22 protein-coding genes are annotated in these 22,343 nt (G+C 75.7%); 14 read left to right on the top strand and 8 right to left on the bottom strand.

Annotated features, from left to right (window positions below; genetic code table 11):
* Nucleotides 1–98: 98 nt before the first annotated feature.
* Nucleotides 99–788 (bottom strand): YoaK family protein, encoded by a 690-nt coding sequence (locus KRAD_RS10465; protein WP_012085544.1) that lies wholly within the window; start codon nt 786–788, stop codon nt 99–101.
* Between the two features lie 135 nt (nt 789–923).
* On the opposite strand from KRAD_RS10465, the gene KRAD_RS10460 reads away from it, so the two are divergent.
* Genes KRAD_RS10460 through KRAD_RS10435 form a run of 6 tightly spaced genes read left to right on the top strand, consistent with a single transcriptional unit; the run spans nt 924 to nt 8,448 of the window.
* Nucleotides 924–2,582, top strand: a complete 1,659-nt coding sequence (locus KRAD_RS10460; RefSeq protein WP_012085543.1) for an ABC transporter substrate-binding protein — start codon at nt 924–926, stop codon at nt 2,580–2,582.
* The gene (locus KRAD_RS10455) at nt 2,582–3,538 is read left to right on the top strand and encodes an ABC transporter permease (protein WP_012085542.1); all 957 of its coding nucleotides are present in this window, start codon (nt 2,582–2,584) and stop codon (nt 3,536–3,538) included. The genes KRAD_RS10460 and KRAD_RS10455 overlap by 1 nt, the downstream gene beginning before the upstream one ends.
* Nucleotides 3,535–4,431: an ABC transporter permease gene (locus KRAD_RS10450; RefSeq protein WP_012085541.1), complete on the top strand. Its 897-nt coding sequence runs from the start codon at nt 3,535–3,537 to the stop codon at nt 4,429–4,431. Before KRAD_RS10455 ends, KRAD_RS10450 begins: the two co-directional genes overlap by 4 nt.
* A 59-nt stretch (nt 4,432–4,490) precedes the next feature.
* Nucleotides 4,491–6,233, top strand: a complete 1,743-nt coding sequence (locus tag KRAD_RS10445) for a gamma-glutamyltransferase family protein (RefSeq protein WP_049821462.1) — start codon at nt 4,491–4,493, stop codon at nt 6,231–6,233.
* Complete coding sequence (locus tag KRAD_RS10440) at nt 6,230–7,816, top strand: dipeptide ABC transporter ATP-binding protein (protein ID WP_012085539.1); 1,587 nt, start codon at nt 6,230–6,232, stop codon at nt 7,814–7,816. The genes KRAD_RS10445 and KRAD_RS10440 overlap by 4 nt, the downstream gene beginning before the upstream one ends.
* A gap of 2 nt (nt 7,817–7,818) precedes the next feature.
* The gene (locus tag KRAD_RS10435) at nt 7,819–8,448 is read left to right on the top strand and encodes a GntR family transcriptional regulator (RefSeq protein WP_012085538.1); all 630 of its coding nucleotides are present in this window, start codon (nt 7,819–7,821) and stop codon (nt 8,446–8,448) included.
* Between the two features lie 3 nt (nt 8,449–8,451).
* Here the strand turns inward: KRAD_RS10435 and KRAD_RS10430 are convergent, their stop codons facing one another.
* Nucleotides 8,452–9,273 (bottom strand): Fpg/Nei family DNA glycosylase, encoded by an 822-nt coding sequence (locus tag KRAD_RS10430; protein WP_012085537.1) that lies wholly within the window; start codon nt 9,271–9,273, stop codon nt 8,452–8,454.
* A 129-nt stretch (nt 9,274–9,402) separates the two neighbouring features.
* A complete protein-coding gene (locus tag KRAD_RS10425) occupies nt 9,403–10,482 on the bottom strand; it encodes an alkene reductase (protein ID WP_012085536.1) in 1,080 nt (359 codons plus the stop codon).
* Between the two features lie 59 nt (nt 10,483–10,541).
* Here KRAD_RS10425 and KRAD_RS10420 point away from each other — a divergent pair, with 59 nt between their 5' ends.
* From KRAD_RS10420 to KRAD_RS10410, 3 genes are read left to right on the top strand one after another with little or no spacing between them, the layout of a single operon-like run.
* Entirely contained in the window at nt 10,542–10,904 is a 363-nt protein-coding gene (locus KRAD_RS10420; protein WP_012085535.1) for a hypothetical protein, read from the top strand.
* A complete protein-coding gene (locus tag KRAD_RS10415) occupies nt 10,901–11,314 on the top strand; it encodes a membrane protein (RefSeq protein ID WP_012085534.1) in 414 nt (137 codons plus the stop codon). The genes KRAD_RS10420 and KRAD_RS10415 overlap by 4 nt, the downstream gene beginning before the upstream one ends.
* A 44-nt stretch (nt 11,315–11,358) precedes the next feature.
* Nucleotides 11,359–12,603, top strand: a complete 1,245-nt coding sequence (locus tag KRAD_RS10410; RefSeq protein WP_049821154.1) for an MFS transporter — start codon at nt 11,359–11,361, stop codon at nt 12,601–12,603.
* On the opposite strand, the gene KRAD_RS10405 is transcribed toward KRAD_RS10410, so the two are convergent.
* Nucleotides 12,600–12,989, bottom strand: coding sequence for an ATP-binding protein (locus KRAD_RS10405; RefSeq protein WP_049821153.1), 390 nt, complete (start codon nt 12,987–12,989; stop codon nt 12,600–12,602). The two genes, KRAD_RS10410 and KRAD_RS10405, sit on opposite strands and share 4 nt — an antisense overlap.
* A gap of 155 nt (nt 12,990–13,144) precedes the next feature.
* The gene (locus tag KRAD_RS10400) at nt 13,145–13,762 is read right to left on the bottom strand and encodes a TMEM165/GDT1 family protein (RefSeq protein WP_012085531.1); all 618 of its coding nucleotides are present in this window, start codon (nt 13,760–13,762) and stop codon (nt 13,145–13,147) included.
* A gap of 149 nt (nt 13,763–13,911) precedes the next feature.
* Between KRAD_RS10400 and KRAD_RS10395 the strand changes: the two genes are divergently transcribed.
* From KRAD_RS10395 to KRAD_RS10380, 4 genes are all read left to right on the top strand, one after another.
* Nucleotides 13,912–14,799, top strand: coding sequence for an Fpg/Nei family DNA glycosylase (locus KRAD_RS10395; protein ID WP_012085530.1), 888 nt, complete (start codon nt 13,912–13,914; stop codon nt 14,797–14,799).
* Nucleotides 14,800–15,072: 273 nt separating this feature from the next.
* The gene (locus KRAD_RS10390; RefSeq protein ID WP_157873565.1) at nt 15,073–15,327 is read left to right on the top strand and encodes a hypothetical protein; all 255 of its coding nucleotides are present in this window, start codon (nt 15,073–15,075) and stop codon (nt 15,325–15,327) included.
* A 118-nt stretch (nt 15,328–15,445) separates the two neighbouring features.
* Nucleotides 15,446–15,820: a hypothetical protein gene (locus tag KRAD_RS10385; protein WP_012085529.1), complete on the top strand. Its 375-nt coding sequence runs from the start codon at nt 15,446–15,448 to the stop codon at nt 15,818–15,820.
* Between the two features lie 98 nt (nt 15,821–15,918).
* On the top strand, nt 15,919–17,379 hold the full coding sequence (locus KRAD_RS10380) for an aminotransferase class I/II-fold pyridoxal phosphate-dependent enzyme (protein ID WP_012085527.1): 1,461 nt from the start codon (nt 15,919–15,921) through the stop codon (nt 17,377–17,379).
* A 49-nt stretch (nt 17,380–17,428) separates the two neighbouring features.
* Here KRAD_RS10380 and KRAD_RS10375 read toward each other — a convergent pair whose 3' ends face one another.
* From KRAD_RS10375 to KRAD_RS10365, 3 genes are all read right to left on the bottom strand, one after another.
* The gene (locus tag KRAD_RS10375; RefSeq protein ID WP_012085526.1) at nt 17,429–18,457 is read right to left on the bottom strand and encodes a cell wall-binding repeat-containing protein; all 1,029 of its coding nucleotides are present in this window, start codon (nt 18,455–18,457) and stop codon (nt 17,429–17,431) included.
* A gap of 28 nt (nt 18,458–18,485) precedes the next feature.
* The gene (locus tag KRAD_RS10370; protein WP_012085525.1) at nt 18,486–19,418 is read right to left on the bottom strand and encodes a ferritin-like domain-containing protein; all 933 of its coding nucleotides are present in this window, start codon (nt 19,416–19,418) and stop codon (nt 18,486–18,488) included.
* A gap of 191 nt (nt 19,419–19,609) precedes the next feature.
* Nucleotides 19,610–20,125: an SSI family serine proteinase inhibitor gene (locus tag KRAD_RS10365; protein WP_203417549.1), complete on the bottom strand. Its 516-nt coding sequence runs from the start codon at nt 20,123–20,125 to the stop codon at nt 19,610–19,612.
* 153 nt (nt 20,126–20,278) lie between these two features.
* Here KRAD_RS10365 and KRAD_RS10360 point away from each other — a divergent pair, with 153 nt between their 5' ends.
* Nucleotides 20,279–22,333 carry a HelD family protein gene (locus KRAD_RS10360; RefSeq protein ID WP_012085523.1) on the top strand — a complete coding sequence of 685 codons (2,055 nt, stop codon included), beginning with the start codon at nt 20,279–20,281 and terminating at the stop codon, nt 22,331–22,333.
* Nucleotides 22,334–22,343 lie beyond the last annotated feature (10 nt).

Genomic DNA, 22,343 nt, shown 5'->3' with positions numbered 1-22,343 from the left:
TCCTCGTCACTCCTGCGGTTCCGGCTGGGCTCGGTCGTGCCCGATGATGCTGCACCCCCCGCGCGCGGACCGCCACCGCCCTGCCCCGCCGGGCGTGCTCAGCGGGCCTTCCGGTGCCCCAGCCCCGCCACGACGACGGTGATCAGGCCGGCGAGGGCGAGGCCCGCCCCGACGTGCCAGCGCAGCAGCGCCGCGCCCACCGCGGCCCCGGCGAGGATCAGCGCCACGGCGCCCACCCGACGGCGCCACCCCGCGCCGTCGCCCCCGGCGAGGCGGGAGTCGGCGGCCAGCCCGGTGAGGGTGGAGGTGACGACCACCGTCGTGACGTCCTTCACCGCCAGCCGGCGGGCCGCCGCGGCCTGCCCGCCCATGACGACCCCGAGGGCGGTGGTGACGACGAGCGCGGCCGCCGGCGGCGTCGAGCCCGCCTCGACGGGCACCCCGGGCAGCGCCGCGACGACCGCGGCCAGCGCCCCCAGGGCCACCCCGACCACCGCGAACACGACGGTGGAGGCCGTCGTCCACCCCTTCGCGGCCCGGCGCAGGACCCGGCCCACCACGGCCGCGCCGGCGAGGAAGCCGAGCAGGGCGAGCACCGGGCCGAGGATCGGCAGGTCCTCCGAGCCGGTGAGGGCCATCCCCAGGATCACGACGTTGCCGGTCATGTTCGCGGTGAACACCCGGTCCAGCCCGAGGTAGCCGACCGCGTCGACGATCCCCGTCGAGAACGTCAGGGCCAGCATGAGGGCCAGGTGCCAGGGGGCGCGGGTGGGGGCCTCGGGGGGCATGGACGGGTCCTCCGTGCTCGGTCTCGACGTTTCCGCAGGAACTCCCGCGCGGGAAACACGCGGGAAACACGGGAAGAGTACGGTGCGCGGATTGTATACGTTCCGTTGCTGAGCCCGACGCGCGAAAGGTCTGCGATGACCGCTCGACCAGCCCTGCTCACCACCGCCGGCGCCACCCTGCTCACCCTCGCCACCGGCCTCGCCGCCTGCGTGCCCGTCCAGCCCGTGGGGGAGGCCCCCGACCGCGAGGACGTCACCGGCGTCGCGATCGGCGACCGCCCCGTGCGCGAGGGCGGCGACCTCGTCATGGCCCTCTCGGCCGAGCCGGACCGCCTCGACCCCACGACGTCGTCCTCGCTCTACACGCGCTACGTCATGAACGCGATCTGCGAGAAGCTCTACGACGTCGACGCCGGGGGGAACCTCGTCCCGCAGCTCGCCGCCGCGCTGCCCACGACGTCGCCCGACGGCCTCACCGTCACCATCCCCGTCCGCCCCGGCGTCCGGTTCGCCGACGGCACCCCGCTGGACGCCGCCGCCGTCGTCACCACGCTGGAACGCAACCTCACCCTGGAGACCAGCAGCCGCAAGAGCGAGCTCGGCCCGGTCCGCGACGTCGAGGCCCTCGACCCCGCCACCGTCGTCGTGCACTACGAGACCCCGTTCGCCCCCCTCACCGCCTCGCTGGCCGACCGGGCGGGGATGGTCATGTCGCCCACGGCGCTGGCCGAGCGCGGCGAGGACTTCGGCGACCACCCCACCTGCGTCGGGCCGTTCCGGTTCGTGGAACGCGTCCCGCAGACCTCCATCACCGTCGAGCGCGACCCGGGCTACTACGCCGCCGACCGGGTGCACCTCGACACCATCACCTACCGGATCATGACCGACGCGAACATCCGCGCCGCCAACCTGCGCTCCGGCGACGTCCAGGTCGCCGACACCCTCTCCCCGCAGGACGTCGACGCCCTGGCGCAGGAGGAGGGCATCGGCCTGCTCCAGACCGGTTCCTTCGGCTACCAGGGCATCACGTTCAACCTGGGCAACACCGACGGCGTCGGGAAACCCCCGGGCAGGATCGACACCCCGCTGGCCACCGACCCGCGCATCCGCGAGGCGTTCTCCCTCGCCGTGGACCGCACCGCGCTGGTGAACTCGGTGTTCAACGACTGGTACGAACCGGCGTGCTCGTTCGTCTCCCCGGCCAGCACCTACGCCACCGCGGCCAGCGACGCCTGCCCGCCGCACGACCCCGCGCGCGCGAAGGAACTGCTGACCGAGGCCGGGGTGGAACTGCCGTACCGGATCACGGTGTCCGCCTCGAACACCGCCGACACCCTGCGCCTGTCGCAGGCGCTGCAGGCCAGCGTCCTGGAGGCCGGGTTCGCCCTCGAGATCGAACCCGTCGAGTACTCCACGCTGCTCGACCAGCAGTCCTCGGGCGACTTCGAGGCCGTCCAGCTCGGCTGGTCCGGGCGCGTCGACCCGCACGGGAACTCCGCGAGCTTCCTCACCACCGCGGCCGGCAACAACTACTCGGGCTACTCGAACCCCGAGGTCGACGCCCTGCTGAAGCAGGCCGCGCGCAGCACCGACCCCGCCACGCGCGCCGACCTCTACGGGCGGGTCGTGACGCTCGTGCAGCGCGACGACCCGATCGTCTACCTCTACCGGGTGCGCAGCATCACCGGGTACGTGAGTTCCGGCGACGACGCCGTCGCCGGGATCGAGACCTACGCCGACGGCGTCGTCCGCCTCGGGCGCGCCGCGTTCCTCGACACCGCTGAGGAGGAGTGATGGGACGCTTCCTGCTGTCCCGGCTGGGCCAGAGCGCCGTGACGCTCGTGCTGGCCTCGATGGTCGTCTTCGCCGGGGTCCGGGCCCTGCCCGGCGACCCCGCCCTCGCCGTCGCCGGCGAGGAGGCCACCCCCGAGGCGCTGGCCGCCGTCCGGGCCGACCTGGGCCTGGACCAGCCGCTCTGGGTCCAGTACTGGCGGTTCGCGCGCAGCGCCCTCTCCGGGGACCTGGGGACCTCGGTGCGCACCGGCACCCCCGTCACCGAGCTCATCGGCGCCACGCTGCCGGTCACCGCGTGGCTGTCGGTCTACGCGATGCTGTTCGCCGTCGTGCTCGGGCTGGCGGCGGGCGTCGTCGCGGCCGTGCGGCGCGGGACCTGGGCCGAGGCCGGGGTCAACGGGCTGTCCCTGCTGGGGCTGTCCGTCCCCAGCTTCTGGCTGGGGCTGCTGGCGATCCTCTACCTCGCCGTGGGACCCGGCTGGTTCCCCGCCTCCGGGTACGTCCCGCCGGGCGAGGACCCGCTGCGGGCGCTGCACCACCTCACCCTGCCCGCCGTCGTCCTTGGCGCCGGGATCGCCGCGGTGGTGATGCGCCAGACCCGGGCGTCGATGCTGCAGAACCTCTCCGCCGACTACGTCCGCACCGCGCGCGCCAAGGGCGTGTCCCGCCCCGCCGTCGTGCTGCGGTTCGCGCTGCGCAACTCGCTCGTCGTCGTCGTCACCCTCGTCGGGCTCCAGCTCGGCGGCCTGATCTCCGGCGCGGTCGTCACCGAGCGCATCTTCGGCCTGCCCGGGTTCGGGAAGCTCACCCTGGACTCGGTGTTCAGCCGCGACTACCCCGTCATCGAGGGGGTCGTCCTCGTCGTGACCCTGGCCTACGTCGTCATCAACCTCGTCGTGGACCTGCTCTACACCGTGCTCGACCCCCGCATCCGCGTCGCCGGAGGTGCCCGATGAGCCAGATCACCGAGACCCCCGACCGGCTCGCGGTGGACCTGGGGTCCAGCCGCGGGTACGTGCTGAAGCGGCTGCTGCGCAGCCCCTCCGGCGTCGTGGGCGGGGCGCTGCTGCTCGTCGTGGTCCTCGCGGCCCTGCTCGCGCCCCTGCTGGCCCCGCACCCGCCCGCGCAGGTGCACTTCGAGACCCCCTTCCAGGTCCCGCGCACCGTCGGGTTCTGGCTGGGCACCGACGACCTGGGGCGCGACGTGCTGTCGCGCATCCTCTTCGGCCTGCGCGCCTCCCTCCAGGTCGGGGTCCTGGCCGTCGCCCTCTCCGTCGTCGTCGGCACCCCGCTCGGGCTGGCCGCGGGGTACTGGCGGGGCCTCGACGTCGTCGTGTCCCGGGTCACCGACGTCGTGCTCGCCTTCCCCTTCCTGGTCCTGGCCGTCGGGCTGGCCGCCATCCGCGGGGCGAGCCTGGGCAACGCCGCGATCGCCCTCGGCGTCGCCCACGTCCCGCAGGTGATCCGCGTGGTCCGCGCCGAGACGCTGCGCCTGCGCGGTGCGGAGTACGTCCTGGCCGCGAAGACCATGGACGCGTCCGGGGCGCGGGTCCTCGCCACCCACGTCCTGCCCAACGCGGTGCCCGCGATCGTCGTCCAGGCCACCGTGATCATGCCCGCGGTCGTCATCGGCGAGGCGCTGCTGTCCTTCCTCGGCCTGGGCATCCAGCCGCCGTCGCCGAGCCTGGGCATCATGCTCTCCGACGCGCAGCAGTACATCTTCCGCGCGCCGACCGCCGCCCTGTTCCCCGGTCTCGCGATCGTCCTGGTCTGCCTGGCCTTCAACCTGTTCGGCGACGCGCTGCGCGACGCCGTCGACCCGTCCCACCAGCACGGAGGAAACCGTTGAGCGCCTTCACCGCCCCGCCGGCCCACACCACCCGCCCCACCCTGCGGGGGACCTTCGGCATGACCGCCTCCACGCACTGGCTGGCCTCGGCCACCGGGCAGTCGGTCCTGGAGCGCGGCGGCAACGCCTTCGACGCCGCCGTCGCCGCGGCCTTCGTGCTGCACGTCGTCGAACCCCACCTCAACGGGCCCGGGGGCGACATGACGGGCGTGTTCGCCACCGCCGGGGACCCGACCCCGGTCGTGCTGAACGGGCAGGGCCCGGCCCCGGCGGCCGCCACCGTCGCGCACTACCGCGGCGAAGGCCTCGACCTCGTCCCCGGCGCCGGCGGCCTCGCCGCCGCCGTGCCCGGCGCGGTCGACGCCTGGGTGGTGCTGCTGCGCGATCACGGCACCTGGGAACTCGCCGACGTGCTGGCCCCGGCGATCGGCTACGCCCGCGACGGGCACCCCGTCGTCGGCCGCGTCGGCACGACGATCGCCTCCGTCGCGGAGCTGTTCCGCGAGCACTGGCCCACCTCCGCCGCGCTGTGGATGCCCGGCGGGCGGGTCCCGCGCGACGGCGACGTCATCACCAACCCGGCCTGGGCGCGCACCCTGGAACGGCTCGTCGCCGCCGGGGAGGGCGCCGGTTCCCGCGTCGAGCGCATCGAGGCGTTCCGCCGCGAGTGGCGCGAGGGCTTCGTCGCCCGCGAGGCCGTGGAGTTCCTGCGCACCCCGCACCGGCACTCCTCCGGCACCGACCACGCCGCGGTGATCGAGGTCGCCGACTTCGCCGGGTTCTCCGCCGGGTACGAGGCGGCCGCGACGATCGAGTTCCGCGGCACCACCGTCGCCAAGACCGGCCCCTTCGGCCAGGGCCCCGTGCTGCTGCAGGCGCTGCGCATCCTCGACGGGTTCGACGACGCCGACCTCGACCCCTCCACCGAGCGCGGCGCGCACACCGTCCTCGAAGCCCTCAAGCTCGCCCTCGCCGACCGCGACGCCTGGTACGGCTCCGCCGCCGACCCGGACGTGGTGGCCGAACTGCTCTCCGAGGAGTACGCCGCGACCCGGCGCGCGCTCATCACCGACCGCGCCTCCCGCGAGTTCCGCCCCGGCACCGTGGGCGGGCGGGAACCGTTCCTCCCGCCGCTGCGCACCGAGGCCCCCGGAGCCGTCGGCGTCGGTGAGCCCACCCTCGGCGAACCCACCGTCGAGAGCACCGGCGTCACCCGCGGCGACACCTGCCACGTCGACGTCGTCGACCGCTGGGGCAACGTCGTCTCCGCGACGCCCTCGGGGGGCTGGCTGCAGTCCTCCCCGACGATCCCGGAGCTGGGGTTCTGCCTGGGCTCGCGGCTGCAGATGACGTGGCTGGACGAGGACGCCCCCTCCGCGCTGCGCCCGGGGCACCGCCCGCGCACGACGCTGACCCCCACGCTGCTGCTGCGCGACGGGGTCCCCGTCGAGGCCCTGGGCACCCCGGGCGGGGACCAGCAGGACCAGTGGCAGCTGCTGTACCTGCTGCGCACCCTCGTCGGCGGCTACGAGCCGCAGCAGGCCATCGACGCGCCCGCGCTGCACACCACCTCCATGCCGGGCTCGTTCTGGCCGCGCACCTGGACCCCCGGCGGCGCCGTCGTCGAGGACCGGGTCGGGGAGGACGTCATCGCCGGGCTGGAGGCCCGCGGGCACGTCGTGACGCGGTCCGGGCCGTGGACGCTGGGGCGGCTCTCCTGCGCGGGCCGCGACCCGCGCACCGGGGTCCTGCACGCCGCCGCGAACTCCCGCGGCGCGCAGGGCTACGCGGTGGGGCGGTGAGCGCGGTGGGACCGGACGAGCGGCCGGAGCTGCTGCGCGTCGAGGGCCTCGACGTCGCCTACGGCGCGAACACCGTGCTGCACGGGGTCGACCTCACCGTCCGGCGCGGGCACCGCGTCGCCGTCGTGGGCGCGTCGGGGTCGGGCAAGTCCACCACCGCCGCGGCCGTGCTCGGGCTGCTGCCGGGCACCGGGCGGATCACCGCCGGGCGCGTCAGCGTCGGCGGGGAGGACGTGACCGCCGCCCTCCTCGACCGCGACGAGACGACGCTGCGCCGGCTGCGCGGCCGCCGCATCGGCCTCGTCCCCCAGGACCCGATGTCCAACCTCAACCCCTCCGCCCGGGTGGGGCACCAGGTCGCCGAGACGCTGCGCGCGCACGGCCTGGCCCGCGGGGCCGCCGCCCGCGCCCGCGCGGTGGAGCTGCTGGCCGAGGCCGGCATCCCCGACGCCGCCCGCCGCGCCCGGCAGTACCCCCACGAGTTCTCCGGCGGGATGCGCCAGCGGGTGCTCATCGCGATGGCCCTGGCCGCCGAGCCGGAACTCCTCGTCGCCGACGAACCCACCTCCGCCCTCGACGTCACGGTGCAGCGGCAGATCCTCGACCACCTCGACCGGCTCACCGCCGCCCGCGGGGCGTCGCTGCTGCTGGTGACCCACGACCTCGCCCTGGCCGCCGAACGCTGCGACGACGTGGTCGTCATGTCCGAGGGGCGGGTCGTGGAGACCGGCCCCGCGGCGCAGGTCCTGCGCCACCCCACCGCGGACTACTCCCGGCGCCTGGTCGCCGCCGCCCCCGCCACCGCGGGCCGGGCCGCGCCCCGGGCCCTCCCCGCCGCGACCGGGACCGACGTCCTCGTCGTGCGGGACCTGGTCAAGGAGTACCGGGTCCGGGGGCAGCGCGAGAAGCTGCGCGCGGTGGACGGGGTCTCCTTCACGGTGCCCGCCGGCACCACGACGGCCGTCGTCGGGGAGTCCGGGTCGGGCAAGACGACCACCGCCCGCCTCGTCCTGGGGCTGGAGACCCCCACCGGCGGGGAGATCGCCCTCGCCGGCGGCCGCCGCGACGTGGCCCCGGTGTTCCAGGACCCGTTCGGTTCCCTGGACCCCACCCTGACGGTGGAACGGCTCGTCGACGAACCGCTGCGCATCGCGCGCGCCGGGGACGCGGCCACCCGGCGGGCCCGGGTCGGGGAGCTGCTCGACCAGGTCGCGCTGAGCCGCGGCCTGGCCCAGCGCCGACCCGCGGAGCTGTCCGGCGGGCAGCGGCAACGGGTGGCGGTGGCCCGCGCCCTCGCGCTGAACCCGGCGCTCGTCGTGCTCGACGAGGCGACGTCGGCCCTCGACGTCCTCGTCCAGCAGCAGGTCCTCGCTCTGCTGGAACGGCTCCAGGACGACCTCGGCCTGACCTACCTGTTCATCACCCACGACCTGGCCGTGGCCCGGAACCTGGCCCACCGGGTCCTGGTGATGCGCGCCGGGCGGGTCGTGGAGCAGGGCATGATCGGGGACGTGTTCGACCACCCCCGCGAGGAGTACACCGCCCAGCTGCTGTCGGCCATCCCCGGACGGGCTGCGGCGTAGCGGTGGGGGCCTCGGCGGAACGGGTCACCGAGCAGCTGCGGCGCGACGTCCTCGGCGGGTCCTTCCCGCCGGGGACGCGGCTGACCGAGACGCTCCTCGTCGAGCGGTACGGCACCTCGCGCGTCCCCGTGCGCGAGGCGCTGCGGGCGCTGGCCGGTGAGGGGTTCGTGGACCTGCGGCCCAACGCCGGGGCCCGCGTCGCGCAGGTGCCCGTCGACGACCTCGCCGACCTGTACGCCGTGCGCCGCGTCGTGGAGGAGATCACCGCGAGCCGGTGCGCGCGGCGGGTCGCGGCGGGGGAGAGCGCCGTCGTCGAGGAGCTCACGGGCATCGTCGAGGCCGGGTTCGCCGCCCTGGAGTCCGGGGACCCGGTGCTCGGCGCGGAGCTGAACTCCCGCTTCCACGGGGCGATCGCCCGGCTGTCGGGGTCGCGCAGCATGGGGATGGTCCTGCGCCGGGTCAGCGAGCAGATCCAGTGGGCCTACGCCACCACCGTGCCGCAGCAGGGCCTGCGCGCCTGGACGGAGCACCGGCGCATCGTCGCGGCCATCGCCAGCGGCGACGAGCAGCGCGCCGGGCGGGCGATGGTCCGCCACGTCGAGACGTCCCGGCGGGGTTTCACCCGCCGCTGACGCTCACCCCTGTTCCGCCGAGCACCACCACGTCGTGCGGCCCCCGACCGTGGCGCGGACCATCTCCGCCCCGCAGCGCGGGCAGTGCCCGCCGGCGGTGCGGTGCGGGACCACCTCGCCGGTGTGGACGCCGCCGTGGCGGACGGCGTGGCGGATCGCGGCGCGCAGCTCGCGGCGCAGCTCGTCGAGCTCCTCCGCACGCAGTTCCCCGGCGGGCTTCAGCGGGCTGGCGCGAGCGCGCCACAGGACCTCGTCGGCCAGCAGGTTCCCGATCCCGGCCACCACCGACTGGTCCAGCAACCGGGCCTTCAGCGGGGCGCTGCCGCGCCCGATGCGCTCGCGGAACTCCTCGCGGCCCACGAGCTCGGCGTCGGGACCGAGGGCGTCGACGTCGGGGTCCAGGCGCACCCGGCCCAGGCGGCGCTTGTCGAAGAGCCGCAGCTGCCCGCCGTCCTCGAAGTCGAGGGTGAAGCGGTACCACTCCTCCTTGACCGGGTTCGGGCTCTCCCGCGGGCCCGCGTAGTCCCCGCCCACGAGCAGGTCCGCGCCCCCGGCGGAACTCACGAAGATCCGCCCGCTCATGCCCAGGTGGATCCCCAGCGCCGGGCCCTCGTCCCCGTCGCGCCCGGAGGTGTCGCACCACATCGACTTCCCGCGCCGGTGGGCGGCGGTGAGGGTCCGGCCCACCAGCGCCCGGCGCAGGTCCCCGGGCGCGTGCGGGCGGCACGCGTAGGTGTCGCGGTCGTCGACGTCGGCGATGGTGCGGAACAACCCGCCCCGTTCGACGACCTGACGGGCGGACTGGACCTCGGGCAGTTCCGGCACGCCGAGAACCTACTGCCGCCCCGGTGCTCGCGCCGGTCGTGGGGTGCCGTCCGCCCGCTCGGCCTCGGGACCGGCTGCGCCGCAGCCGGTCCCGTCACCACCGTCGGCGGGGGAGCCGTTCCGTCCGGCTCAGGCCGGGGCGTCCACGAAGGGGTAGTCGGTGTAGCCCTCGGCCCCGTCGGCGTAGAACGTGGCCGGGTTCGGCTCGTTCTCGGGCAGGTCCTCCTGCCAGCGGCGCACCAGGTCCGGGTTCGCGATGGCCATGCGGCCCACGGCCACGGAGTCGGCGGTGCCCTCGGCGACCAGGTCCAGCGCGTCCTGGCGCGAGGTCACGACCCCGAAACCGCTGTTGACCATGAGGTGGCCCTCGAACTGCTTGCGCAGGCCCTGCACGAGGCCGCCGGAGGGGTCGGCGTGCAGCACGGACAGGTAGGCCAGGCCGAGCGGGCGCAGGCCCTCGACCAGCGCCGAGTACGTCGCCTCGACGTCGGCGGGGTCGGTCTCCAGGGCGTCCTGGATGTTGTGCTCGGGGGAGATGCGCACCCCGACGCGGCCGGCGCCGATCTCGGCGGCCACGGCCGTGGCGATCTCGACCACGAGGCGGGCCCGGTTCTCCGGCGAGCCGCCGTACTGGTCGTCGCGGTGGTTGGAGCTGGGGGCGAGGAACTCGTGCAGCAGGTACCCGTTGGCGGAGTGGATCTCGACCCCGTCCAGGCCGGCGTCGACGGCGCGGCGGGAGGCGGCCACGAAGTCGGCCACCACCCCGGCGACCTCCTCGGTGGTCAGCGCGTGCGGGACCGGGTAGGGCTGCTTGCCGGTCGGGGTGTGGGTCTCGCCCTGGATGGCGATCGCGCTCGGCCCGACGATCCGGTCGCCGCCGGTGGTCTCGGGGTGGGTCACCCGCCCGGCGTGCATGACCTGCATGACGATCTTCCCGCCGCCGGCGTGCACCGCCTCGGCCACGGCCCGCCAGCCCTCCTGCTGGGCGTCGGTGACGATGCCCGGCTGCCCCACGAAGCCCTGCGACTCGCCGTTGAGGTAGGTCCCCTCGGTGACGATGAGCCCCAGGCTCGCCCGCTGGGCGTAGTGCTCGGCGACCAGCGGCCCCGGCACCCCCTCGGAGCCCGAGCGCATGCGGGTGAGCGGGGCCATGACGAGGCGGTTCGAGAGCTGGAGGTCGCCCAGGGCGACGGGGGAGAACAGATCCATGTACGGCAGCAACCACCGCCGGGCCGGTCTGCTTCCCGGGACTCGTAGAGTTCACCCTCGTGTCCGGTCTCCTCGTCGCGGTGGTCTGCGTCCTGGCCCTGATCGTGGGGGCCTGGGCGGTCGCCGTCGTCGCCCGCGACCGCCGGGTCGGGCGCCCGCTGCTGGTCGGGGTCGGCGTGCTGGAGCTGGCCGTGCTGGCCCTCGTCGCCGACGGGGTCGCCGAGCTCGTCACCGGGCCGCGCCCCGTCGAGCTCGCCACCTCCATCGCCTACCTCGTCGTCGCCCCCCTCGTGCTGCCCGCCGCGACGTTCTGGACCCTGGCCGACCGGTCGCGGCCCAGCCCCCTCGTCCTCGTCGTGGCCTGCTTCGCCGCGATGGTCGTCGCCTACCGGGCGTTCCTCCTCTTCGCGGTGACGCGGTGAGCACCCGGTCCCGCCGCCCCGCGCGCCGCACCACCGGCCTCGGCCGCGTCCTCGTCGCCCTCTACGCCGTCTTCGCGGTCGCCGCGGTCTCCCGGGCCGCCGTGCAGATCGCGACCCGCTTCCACGAGGCCCCGCTGGCCTACGCGCTGTCCGGGTTCGCCGGCGCCGTCTACGTCGTGGCCACCCTCGGGCTGGGGCGCACGGGGTGGGGCTGGCGCCGCGCCGCGTGGGCCGCCTGCACCGTGGAGCTGCTCGGCGTCCTGACCGTCGGGACCCTCAGCCTCGCCGACGCGCGGGCCTTCCCCGACTCCACCGTGTGGTCCGGCTACGGGCGCGGGTACGGGTTCGTGCCGCTCGTGCTGCCGGTGCTCGGCCTGGTCTACCTGCGCCGGGAGTCCCGCCGGTCCTGACCGGGGCCCCCGGCGAACCACCCGTGCGCGACGATGGGCCCGTCATGCGCGCACCCCTCACCCCGCCCGGGGGCACCACCGGTCCCGCCTCCCGGGGGAGCGCCGCCGTGCTCCTCGCGGGGTTCCTCCTCGTCGCCTGCGCCATGCGGGCCCCCCTCACCGGCGTCGGCCCGGTGCTGCCGGTCCTGTCCGCCGACACCGGCCTGTCCGCGACGGCCGCCGGGGCGCTGACCTCCCTGCCGCTGCTGGCCTTCGCCGTCAGCTCCCTCGTCGTGCCCCGCGTCGCCGCCCGCTGCGGGACCCGCCCGACGCTGGTGCTCGCCCTGTTCCTGCTCGTGCTCGGGGCCCTGCTGCGCTGGGTCCCCGGCGTCGTGCCGCTCTTCGCCGGCACCGCCGTCGTCGGGGTGGCCATCGCCGTCGCCAACGTCCTCATGCCCGCCCTCGCCCGCGACGACTTCCCCCGCCGCATCCCCCTGCTGACCAGCACCTACGTCGTCCTCATGCAGGTCGTCGCCAGCGTCTCCTCCGGGGTGGCCGTCCCGCTGGCCCGGGAGCTGCCCGGCGGCTGGCGCAGCGCGCTCGCCGTGTGGGCCGTGCCCGCCCTGGTCGGCGGGCTCCTGTGGCTGCCGCTGGTCCGCCGCCGCGGCACCGCCCCCACCGCCCCCCGCGCCCGGGCCCCGTGGGGCTCACCCCTGGCGTGGGCGGTCACGGCGTTCCTGGCGGCCCAGTCGGTGGTCTTCTACGTCCTGCTGTCGTGGCTGGCGACGATCGTCCACGACCGCTCCGGCGCCGACGCCACCGCGGCCGGGGTGCTGCTGTCGGTGATGCAGGTCGCGGGGGTCGCGGGCAGCCTGCTGGTCCCCCTCGCCGCCGGGCGCACGGTGACCCGGACGCGGCGGGCGGCGCTGGGCTCCACGGCGCTGACCCTGCTCGGGCTCGTGCTGCTCCTGGCGGCGCCGGGCGCGGCGACGGTCGCCGTGGTCGTGGCGGGGCTGGGGATGGGCGGGTCGGTGGTGCTGGCCCTGGCGAGCGTCTCGGCGCGGGCGGCCGACGGCCCCACGGCGGTGGCGCTGTCGGGGATGGCCCAGGCCGTCGGCTACCTCGCGGCCGCGGCGGGCCCGGTGCTCGCCGGCGCCCTGCACGCGGCGAGCGGCGGGTGGACGCTGCCGCTGGCCGTCCTGGTCGTGGTCTGCGCCGGGCAGCTGGTGGCGGCGCGCCTGGCCGGCCGCGACGCCCTGGTGCGCTCCCCGGCGGCGGGGCCGGCGGGGGACGCCCGGGGCCGGGCCTAGGAGCCGGACACCTCGAACCAGACGGTCTTGCCCAGGGGGCCGACGGCGAGGTCGGTGCCCCAGCGGCTGGACAGCAGCTCGACCATGGCCATCCCGCGCCCGCTCTCGGCGTCGGTGCGCTGGGCGCCGATGAGCGGCATGCCGCCGCCGTCGTCGGAGACCTCCACGCGCAGGGACGGGCCCTCGACCCGGCCCACGTCGACCTGGACCATGCCGTCCCCGTGCACGACGGCGTTGGTGATGACCTCGCTGGCCAGCAGCAGCGCGGACTCGACGACGTCCTCGTCGAGCTGGGCCGCGGCCACCCAGGGGGCGCACCACTCGGTGATGAGCCACCGCGCGACGCCGACCGACCGCGGGTTGGGCGGGAGGACCACGCGGAACACAGGTCCCACCTCCCCACCCGACGTCAGCCGCGCCGCGGTCCCTCCACGGCGCTCCCAGCGGTACGCATGTGAGCAGAGTCATCGCTGCGTGACGGACAGTCAATCACTCGGCCCGCCGCTTGTCCGCACGCAGGCCCGCCGCGCCGCCGACGGGGTCAGAGGGGCAGCTCCACCCCGGCGACCTCGAGCAGCGTCAGGACCGCCAGGACGGCGCACACGACGCCCCCGACGCGGCTGACGGTGGCGACGCTCAACCTCCTCATCAGGGCCGCGCCGGCGGCGGCGGCCAGCCCGGAGACGACCAGCAGCGCCGCCCAGGCCCCGGCGAAGACCGAGACCGGGTCCTCGTAGCGGGCGGCCAGCCCCGCGGTGAACAGCTGCGACAGGTCGCCCCACTCCGCGAGGAAGACGACCCCGAAGCAGGCCGCGACCGCGCGCAGCCCCGTCCGCCCGCCCCGCACCTTCCGCTCGTACTCGTGCAGGGCGTCCTCCTCGGCCTGCCGCGCCTTCGCCGCCCCCCGGAACAGGGTGAAGGCGCCGACCGCGAAGAGCAGGGCCGCCACCGCGGCCACCGGGCGGTCCGGGAGCTGGGCGAGCAACCGCCCGGCCACGACGGCGATGAGGCTCTGGACGGCGAAGGCCAGCCCCACCCCGGTCCAGGCCGTCAGCGGGCGGAACCGCGTCGCGAGGACGAGGGTGGCGACGAAGGTCTTGTCGGGCAGCTCCAGCAGCAGGATCGGCAGGAAGCTGGCGGCGAAGACGGCGGGATCCACCCGAGCACGAGACCACGCCGGGCCCGGGCCGCGAAAGTTCCGGGAACGCGTTCCGGGGCAACGTCTCCACGCTTTCGGACGACCGTCGTCGGCGAGCGCGGTGCGCCGAAGACCTCGCCGGGCGGGCCGCGGTGCACCACACTGGCCCGGTGCCGGAACTGCCCGAGGTCGAAGCGCTCGCCACCTTCCTGCGCGAGCGGCTCGTGGGCCGGGTCGTGGCCCGCGTCGAGGTCGGGGCGCTGAACGTCCTCAAGACCTACGACCCCCCGCCGTCGGCGCTGGGCGGGTTGCTCGTCGCCGGGGTGGTCCGGCGCGGCAAGTGGCTCGACGTCGACGTCGACGGCCTGCACCTGGCCGTCCACCTGTCCCGCGCGGGCTGGGTGCGCTGGTCCGACGCCCTGCCGGCGGCGCCGCTGCGGCCCGGGGGGAAGAACCCCGTCGCGCTGCGGGTCCGGCTCGCCCCCGAGGACGACGAGGACCCCCACCGCCCCCCGGGGTTCGACCTCACCGAGGCCGGCACGCAGAAGCGCCTCGCCGTGCACGTCGTCCGCGACCCCGCGCAGGTCCCGGGCATCGCCACCCTCGGGCCCGACCCGCTGGACGACGCCTTCGACGAGGCCGCGTTCGCCTCGCTGCTGGCGGGGTCGCGCCAGCAGGTCAAGGGCCTGCTGCGCGACCAGTCGGTGCTGGCCGGGGTGGGCAACGCCTACTCCGACGAGGTCCTGCACGTCGCCCGGCTCTCCCCCTACGCCATCGCGGGGAAGCTGCCCGCGCCCGACGTGGAACGCCTCTACGACGCGCTGCGGACGACGCTGCTGGACGCCGTGGCCGCGGCGAGCGGGAAACCCGCGAAGGAGCTCAAGGACGCCAAGCGGGCGGGTCTGCGCGTGCACGGCCGGGCGGGTCTGCCCTGCCCGGTCTGCGGGGACACCGTGCGCGAGGTGTCGTTCGCCGACCGGTCGATGCAGTACTGCGCCACCTGCCAGACCGGCGGGAAGGTCCTGGCCGACCGCAGGCTGTCGCGCCTGCTGAAGTGACCCCCGCGTTCGGGTCGAGTTCCCCGGGAGTTCGCCCGGACCTCCCTGTGCCGTCCCCATGGGGCGGGGGTTCACTGCGGGGGTGAACCAGCGCAGCGCCGCCCTGACCCCCGCCCGCCGTCCCGCGCCCCTCCCGGGGACGCGGTCGTAGTCCTCCCGGAGGAGGTCCTCCCCCGGGTGGACGCACGGGTTCCACCCCCGGTCCGATGCCCGGCCGCGCCGCGTCGCCGATGCTCGAGGTGTTCGGTCCGGTGGTCGGCGGGAGGGGTGGAGATGGGTATCGTCGCAGGCATTCTCGTGGGGGTCGTGGTGCTGGGGACGGCGGTTCTCGCCGCCATGGCCGCCGCGGGTCGAGCCGCGCGCGAGGGGAGGGGCGACGGGCAGCTGCTCGTCGCCCCGCGCGGTGCCCGGTTCGGCGACGCGACGCGGGCGGTCCGGGAGGCCGCCGCGCGACGGGCGCCCGGGGCGGAGGTCGTGCACCTGCACGAGCACCGCACCCGACGGCCGCCCGCGGACGAAGCCGCCTGAACCGGCCCACCGGGCCGGTTCCCGGCGGGACGGGCCCCGAGGTGCCGGTCGGGGAGCGGTCACCCACGCTGGGAGGACCGTCGAGCAGGGGCGTCGCACGCGACGGGAGAGGTGGACCATGGACGCGCAGCTGTCGGGGAGCATCAGGCTGGACCTGCTGGGGGAGTCGCAACCGCTGCGGCAGGTCCGCCGGTTCGTGCTGCTGCAGGCCGAACGGGCCGGGCTGGCCCAGCACGGCGAGGACGCGGCGCTGGTGACCACGGAACTGCTGGAGGGCGCCGGGACGGGGCTGGTGCCGGCCGCGGTCGGGGTCGACGAGGCCGAGGGCCACCTGGTGGTGAACGTGGACCTGCGGGGCCGCTCGCAGGTGGAGCTGGGCGAGCACACGCGGGCCCTGCTGTCGCAGCTCACCGCGGCGTGGGGCTGGGAGCCCCTGGACGACGGCGTCCGGCTGTGGGGACGCCTGCCGGGGGGCCCCGCCGAGGCGTCCTGAACCGGTCCTGCGCTCCGCGGCGCGTGCCCGGGCGACTTCGGGGTAGGTGATCAGCGACCCCCGCCCCCGGGCGGATCGAGAGATCGGAGCGACACGCGATGGACCACTCCCGCACCCCCGTCCTGGAGGCGATCGAGGCCTTCCACGCCCGAGGCGACGTGGTGTTCGGTCCTCCCGGGCACCGCCAGGGTCTCGGGGTGGACCCCCGGGTCCTCGCCGTCCTGGGCCGGGGAACCTTCGCCGCGGACATCCTCACCCTCAACGGCCTCGACGACCGCCGGGAGTCGCAGGGCGTCGTCAGCCAGGCCGAGGAGCTCATGGCCGACGCCGTCGGGGCCGACCGGGCGTTCTTCTCCACCTGCGGCAGCTCGCTGTCGGTCAAGTCCGCGATGATCTCCGTCGCCGGGCCGGGGGAGAAGCTGCTGGTCTCGCGCAACGCGCACAAGTCCGTCATCGCCGGCGTCATCATCTCCGGCATCGACCCCGTCTGGGTGCACCCGCACTTCGACCCCGAGCGCCACCTCGCGCACCCGCCGGAGCCCGCCGACGTCCGCGCCGCGCTGCGGGCCAACCCCGACGCCAAGGGGATGCTGCTCATCTCGCCCACCGACTGGGGCACCTGCGCCGACATCGGCGGCGTCGCCGAGGTCTGCCACGAGTTCGGCGTCCCCCTCATCGTCGACGAGGCGTGGGGGGCGCACCTGCCCTTCCACCCCGACCTGCCCGAGTGGGGGATGAACGTCGGCGCCGACCTCGTCGTCACCAGCGTCCACAAGATGGGCGGGGCGATCGAGCAGAGCTCCGTCTTCCACCTCAAGGGCGACCGCATCGACCCCGACGTCCTCTCCGCGCGCGAGGACCTGCTGGGGACGACGAGTTCCTCCCCGCTGGTCTACGCCAGCCTCGACGGGTGGCGCCGGCAGATGGTGGAGCAGGGCCGGGAACTCCTCGGCGCCGCGCTGGAACGCACCCGGCGGCTGCGGGCCGCGGTCGGCGGGATCGAGGGCCTGGACGTCCTGGGGGAGGAGGTCCTCGGCGCCGGGGGTGCGTTCGAGCTGGACCCCTTCGCCGTGACCGTCGACGTGCGCGGGCTGGGCATCACCGGGTTCCAGGCCGGGGACTGGCTGCGGTCGGCGTGCCAGGTCGACATCGGTTCCGCCGACACCCGCCGCATCGGGGCGCGCCTGACGTACGCCGACGACGACGCCCGGCTGGAGCGGCTGCTGGAGTCCCTGCGGCGCCTGGCCGCCGAGAGCGGCGACCTGGAGCGCCAACCGCCGGTGGACCTGCCGCGCCCGGGGGCGCTGGAGCTGGAGAACGCGATGCTGCCCCGCGACGCGTTCTTCGGACCCACCGAGCAGGTCCCGGCCGCGGAGGCCGTCGGCCGCATCGCCGCCGAGGTCGTGAGCCCCTACCCGCCGGGGGTCCCGGTGCTCACGCCGGGCGAGGTCGTCGGCGCCGAGGTCGTGGACTACCTGCGCTCCGGCGTCGCGGCCGGGATGCTCGTCCCCGACGCCGCCGACGGTTCGGTGGAGACCCTGCGGGTCGTCGCCCGCTGAACCCGCCGGCCGGTGGTCCCCGGGGGGACCACCGGCCGAACCGGTGCTGCTACTGGACGGCGGCCGTCGCCGCGGCCACGGTGGACTGCTTCACCGACGGTTCCCCGCCGAAGACCCAGCCGTCACCCGCGGCGGTGTAGTTCGCCTTCTTCGCCGTCAGGTAGGCGCCGGTGCTCTCGCCCAGCCCCCCGTCGAACCCGAGGAAGACCAGCGGCACCCCGCCCGCTCCGGCGACCGGGGCGGCCGACAGCGCGTCGGCCGCGGTGGCGTCCGTCCCGCCGACGAGCGCGACGCTCTGGGAGTCGAAGTTGTCGTTGGCGATGACGTCGTCGGCGATCTTCGTCGCCGTCTCCTGGCGGTTCACCCCGCCGAGGCGCTCGGTGCCCTTCACCTGGGCGTACACCGCGTCGGAGACCGAGTTCGCGCTGCCCAGCACGACGCGGTTCGTCGTCCCCAGCTTCGCGAGGGCGTCCGTCGTGGCGGCGGGGACGGACCCGGCCTGGGTGAGCAGGATCGGGTAGTTGCGGGCCCAGGCGACCGGGCCGGCGGCGAGGGCGTCCGCGGTCGCGGTGCCGCTGGCGACGAACACCTGCTCCGGGGCGTCCCCGGAGTCGTCGGCCTGCGCGACCAGGGCCGCCGTGGCGTAGCGGTCGGCGCCGGCGAGGCGGTGGACGGTGACGCCCGCCGCGTCCCAGGCGTCCTCCTGGCCCTGCGAGACGCGGTCGGTGCCCCCGACGATCCAGACGTCGGTGACCCCGAGGCGGTCCAGCTCGGCCTGGGTGGAGGCCGGCACGGAGTTGGTGTCGGTGTAGAGGATCGGCGCGGAGCGCAGACCGGCGAGGTAGGAGGCGGTGAGGCCGTCGACGGTCGCGTAGCCGTTGACGACGACGGCGTCGGTGGCGCTGTCGTCGACGGGGTAGAGGAGCTTCGAGGCGGCCACGGCGGTCTCGAAGCGGTCGGCTCCGGAGATGCGCTGGTCGAAGGCGAAACCGGGGGCGGCCTGCGCCGGCAGAGCGGCACCGATCGTCCCGAGGCCGACGAGGACGGCGACACCGGTGGTGGCGAGGGACTTCTTCACGGGGTTCTTCTTCCTGTTCGAAGGGGGGTCAGCTGGTCTTGATCTCGCCGTTGAGGCCGTTCGGGTAGAACCCGCCCTTGCTGACGCCGGCGCCCGCGGTCAGGTACACGATGTTGAGGACTTCCTGCGGGGTGCGGCTGAACGCGATGGCGTCCTTGTCGGCGGCGACGAGGTTCGCGCGGCCGGAGGCGCCGGTGGTGATGCCCTGGTCCTTGGACGCCGCGGACCCGTCGAGGGAGTCGCGGGCGGCGGAGATGAGGTTCGTCGGCGCGGCCAGGCCGTTCTGGTACAGCAGGGTGCGCACGATGCCGGAGTGGTAGGCCTCGACGGCGAGGATGCCGGCGGCGGCCTCGAGATAGGTCTTGTTGGTGATCAGCGGGGCGGCACCCTTGTAGGCGGTGACCCCGACGTCCTCGAAGAGGAACGCGCCGAGGAGGAAGAACTCCTCGGAGGAGAACGGGTCGAACGTCTGCCCCTGCTCGATGACCCCGGCCGCGACGGCCGCGCCGGTGAAGGAGCTCTGCAGGTCGATGGCCGGGCGGGAGACCGCGCCGGCGCCGAGGGCGCTGCGCAGGAACTTCACGTGCGCGATCTCGTCGTTGGCGATCTCCTCGGCGTAGTACCGCATGGCCTTGCTCTTGAACGGGACGCGGTGCCCGCCGGTGACCCCGCCCATGGTGCCGGTGCCGGTGGCCATGGCCTCGGCCAGGCCGTGTCCGTAGGCGGCGAAGCAGTAGAACTCCGCCTCCAGGTACTCCAGGTTCAGGGCGAAGTTGAGGACGCTGACCTCGCTGGGGGCGGCGTCGGCGGCCTCGGCCGGGGCGGCGAGGGAGGTTCCCACCAGACCGGCGCCGACGGTGCCCGCGGAGAGCAGGCCCATCCCGCGCAGGAAGTTCCGGCGGTCGGCGGGGGTCTCGGAACTGCGGTTGATCATGTCGACGAGGAGGGACTTCTTGAACATGGGCAGCCTTTGAGTCGGGGTGCCGTCGTCGGCACCGTGGCTCGACGCGGCAGGTGTCACGTCGTCGTCATCGGACACCACCAGTTCGGGGCCGACCCCGTCGTGGATGGGTGCCGGTCGCCGTTTTCTGAGGCCGTCCGAGGACACGATGCCCTGCCGCCCCCGGTTTGGCTACCCAGGGTGGCGATTAATTACTGAGAGTTGTTGGTGGGGGTGGTCGCCCCCGGTTCCAGCACCGGCGCGATCCGGTCCCAGCGCGCGATCTCGCACCCGTCACCGCGCTGGAAACCGGCCTCGACCGCGGCGCCCTCCCAGGTCCCGCGGACGGTGGCGACCTGCGGGCCGCCGTGCACCATCGTGCAGGCCGTGTCCCCGGCCACCGGCGCCCACGGGTCCCCCGCCGCGGCCAGCGCGGCGCAGGCGGCCGCGGCGTCGGGGTGGTCCCCGGCGACGGCACCGCCGGGGGAGCAGGACAGGTCCCAGGTCCGGGGGGCGTCCGCGCCCCCGGGGCCGTCGGGGTCCAGCTCCACGGTCAGCGACCCCTGCGCGGGGGCCGCGCTCGCGGCGGGGGCCGGGCCGCTCGCCGCCGAACCGCCCGCCTGCTGCCCGCCGCAGCCGCCGAGCACCGCGAGAGCGGCCAGCGCGAGGGCGGCGGGGCCACCGCGTGCTGCCGGTCCGGACGGGCGGGCGCTCCTGCGTGCGGTCACCCGGGTACGACGCCCCGGGCCCGGTGGCGGTTCCCCCCGCCCCGGCCGCGGAGGCCCCCCGCCGGCGGACGCCGCGCGCGACGTCGCTCCCGCGCGCCGGTTCCGGCAGAATCGGTCGGCTCGCACGACCGGGCCGAACCCCTGGAGGAACCCGTGTCCGACCCCGACGGCGTCCTCGCCGCCGAACAGCGCCACCTCGACCGCGCCCGCGCGGAACTGACCCGCATGCGCGAGCACACGCTGTCCCTCGTCCCCGACGGCGGCGACGCCCTCGCCGACGAGGCGCTGGCCCACGCCCTGCACCGCCGCGCCGCCGGTCTGCTCGACGACCCGTCCACCACGCTCTTCTTCGGCCGCACCGACCACGACGACGGCCAGCGCCACCACATCGGCCGGCGCCACGTCACCGACGCCGCCGGCGACCCCGTCGTCCTGGACTGGCGCGCCGACGTCGCCCGCGGGTTCTACCGCGCCACCCGCGACGACCGCGGCGGGGTGCGGCTGCGGCGCCGCTTCGGCGTCGAGGAGGGCCGGCTGACGGCCTACGAGGACGAGCACCTCGTCGAGCGCGACGACTCCGGCGTCGAGGAGTCCGGGGTCAGCGCGATCCTGGCCCGCGAGATCGAACGCCCCCGCTCCGGGCCCATGCGCGACATCGTCGCCACCATCCAGCCCGAGCAGGACGCCCTGGTGCGCGCCGACGCCCAGACCACCGTGTGCGTCCAGGGGGCGCCGGGCACGGGCAAGACCGCCGTCGGCCTGCACCGCGCGGCCTGGCTGCTCTACGCCCACCGCGAGCGGCTGACCCGCCAGGGCGTGCTGGTCATCGGGCCCAACCGGGCCTTCCTCTCCCACATCTCCGCCGTCCTGCCCGCCCTGGGGGAGGTCGAGGTCGAGCAGCGCACCGTCACCGAACTGGTGACCGTCGCCGCCGAGGGGCGCAAGGAGGTCCGGGTGCGGGGCGAGGAACCCGCCGCCGTGGCGACCCTCAAGGGCGACGAGCGGATGGCCGAGGTGGTGCGCCGCGCCGTGTGGGCCGCCGTCGGCGACCCCGCGCAGGTCCTGGAGGGCGGGGCCCTCGTGCTCACCCGCGGGACGCGTCGCTGGCGGGTCCCGGGGTACCTGGTCCGCGACCTCCTCGACGAGCTCACCACCCGCGGGATCCGCTACGAGGCGGCCCGCGCCCTGCTGCCGCAGCGCCTGGCCCACGCCGTCCTGCAGCTGTTCGAGGCGGCCGGGGACTCCCCCGACGACGTCGTCCAGGACGCCGTCGCGCGCAGCGCCGAGGTCCGCGCGGCGGTCAAGGCGCTCGTCCCCGCGCAGGACGCCGCGAAGGTGCTGTGGCGGCTGCTGTCGGACCGGGAGTTCCTGGAGCGCAGTTCCCGGGACCTGCTCACCGGCGCCGAGCGCGAGCTGCTGCTGTGGCCGCGACCCCCGCGGACGGCGGGGACGGCGAGGTGGACGGAGGCCGACGGGGCGCTCCTCGACGAGATCTCCGACCAGTTGCAGCGCACCCGGTCCCGCGCCCACGTCGTGCTCGACGAAGCGCAGGACCTCTCGGCGATGCAGCTGCGCGCGGTCGGGCGCCGCTGCAGCACCGGCGCCGCGACCGTCCTCGGCGACATCGCCCAGGGCACCACGCCGTGGTCGGCCCGCAGCTGGGACGACGTGCTGGTCCACCTCGGGAAGCCCGACGGGGACCTCGAGGTCCTCGACCGGGGTTTCCGCGTCCCCTCCGCGGTCATCGACTACGCGGCGCGGCTGCTGCCGCGCATCGCCCCCGACCTCGGCGTCCCCACCTCCGTCCGCGAGGACCCCGGGCACCTCGACGTCGTGCGGGTCGGGGACCCGCTCGCGCGGGCGGCGGCCGTCGCCGCGGAACTCCTCGGCGAGGAGGGTTCCGTCGGGGTCGTCGTCGCCGCGGGCTCCGTCGACGCGGCCGCAGCGGCCCTCACCGCGGCCGGGACCGGGTTCTCCCGCCTCGACGCCCTCGCCGAGGGCGAGGTCCAGCAGCGCGTCTCCCTCGTCCCCGCCGGGCTGGTCAAGGGCCTGGAGTTCGACCGCGTCGTCGTCGTGGAACCCGCCGACGTCGTCGACGCCGAACCCGACGAGCGCACCGGCCTGCGCCGGCTCTACGTCTGCCTCACCCGCGCCGTCACCGCCATGGTGGTGCTGCACGCGCGGGACCTGCCCGCCGAGCTGCGCTGAACCCCGCGGC

The sequence above is a fragment of the Kineococcus radiotolerans SRS30216 = ATCC BAA-149 genome, assembly GCF_000017305.1.
Taxonomy (GTDB): Bacteria; Actinomycetota; Actinomycetes; order Actinomycetales; family Kineococcaceae; genus Kineococcus; species Kineococcus radiotolerans.
This window is presented reverse-complemented; position numbering and strand designations above follow the sequence as displayed.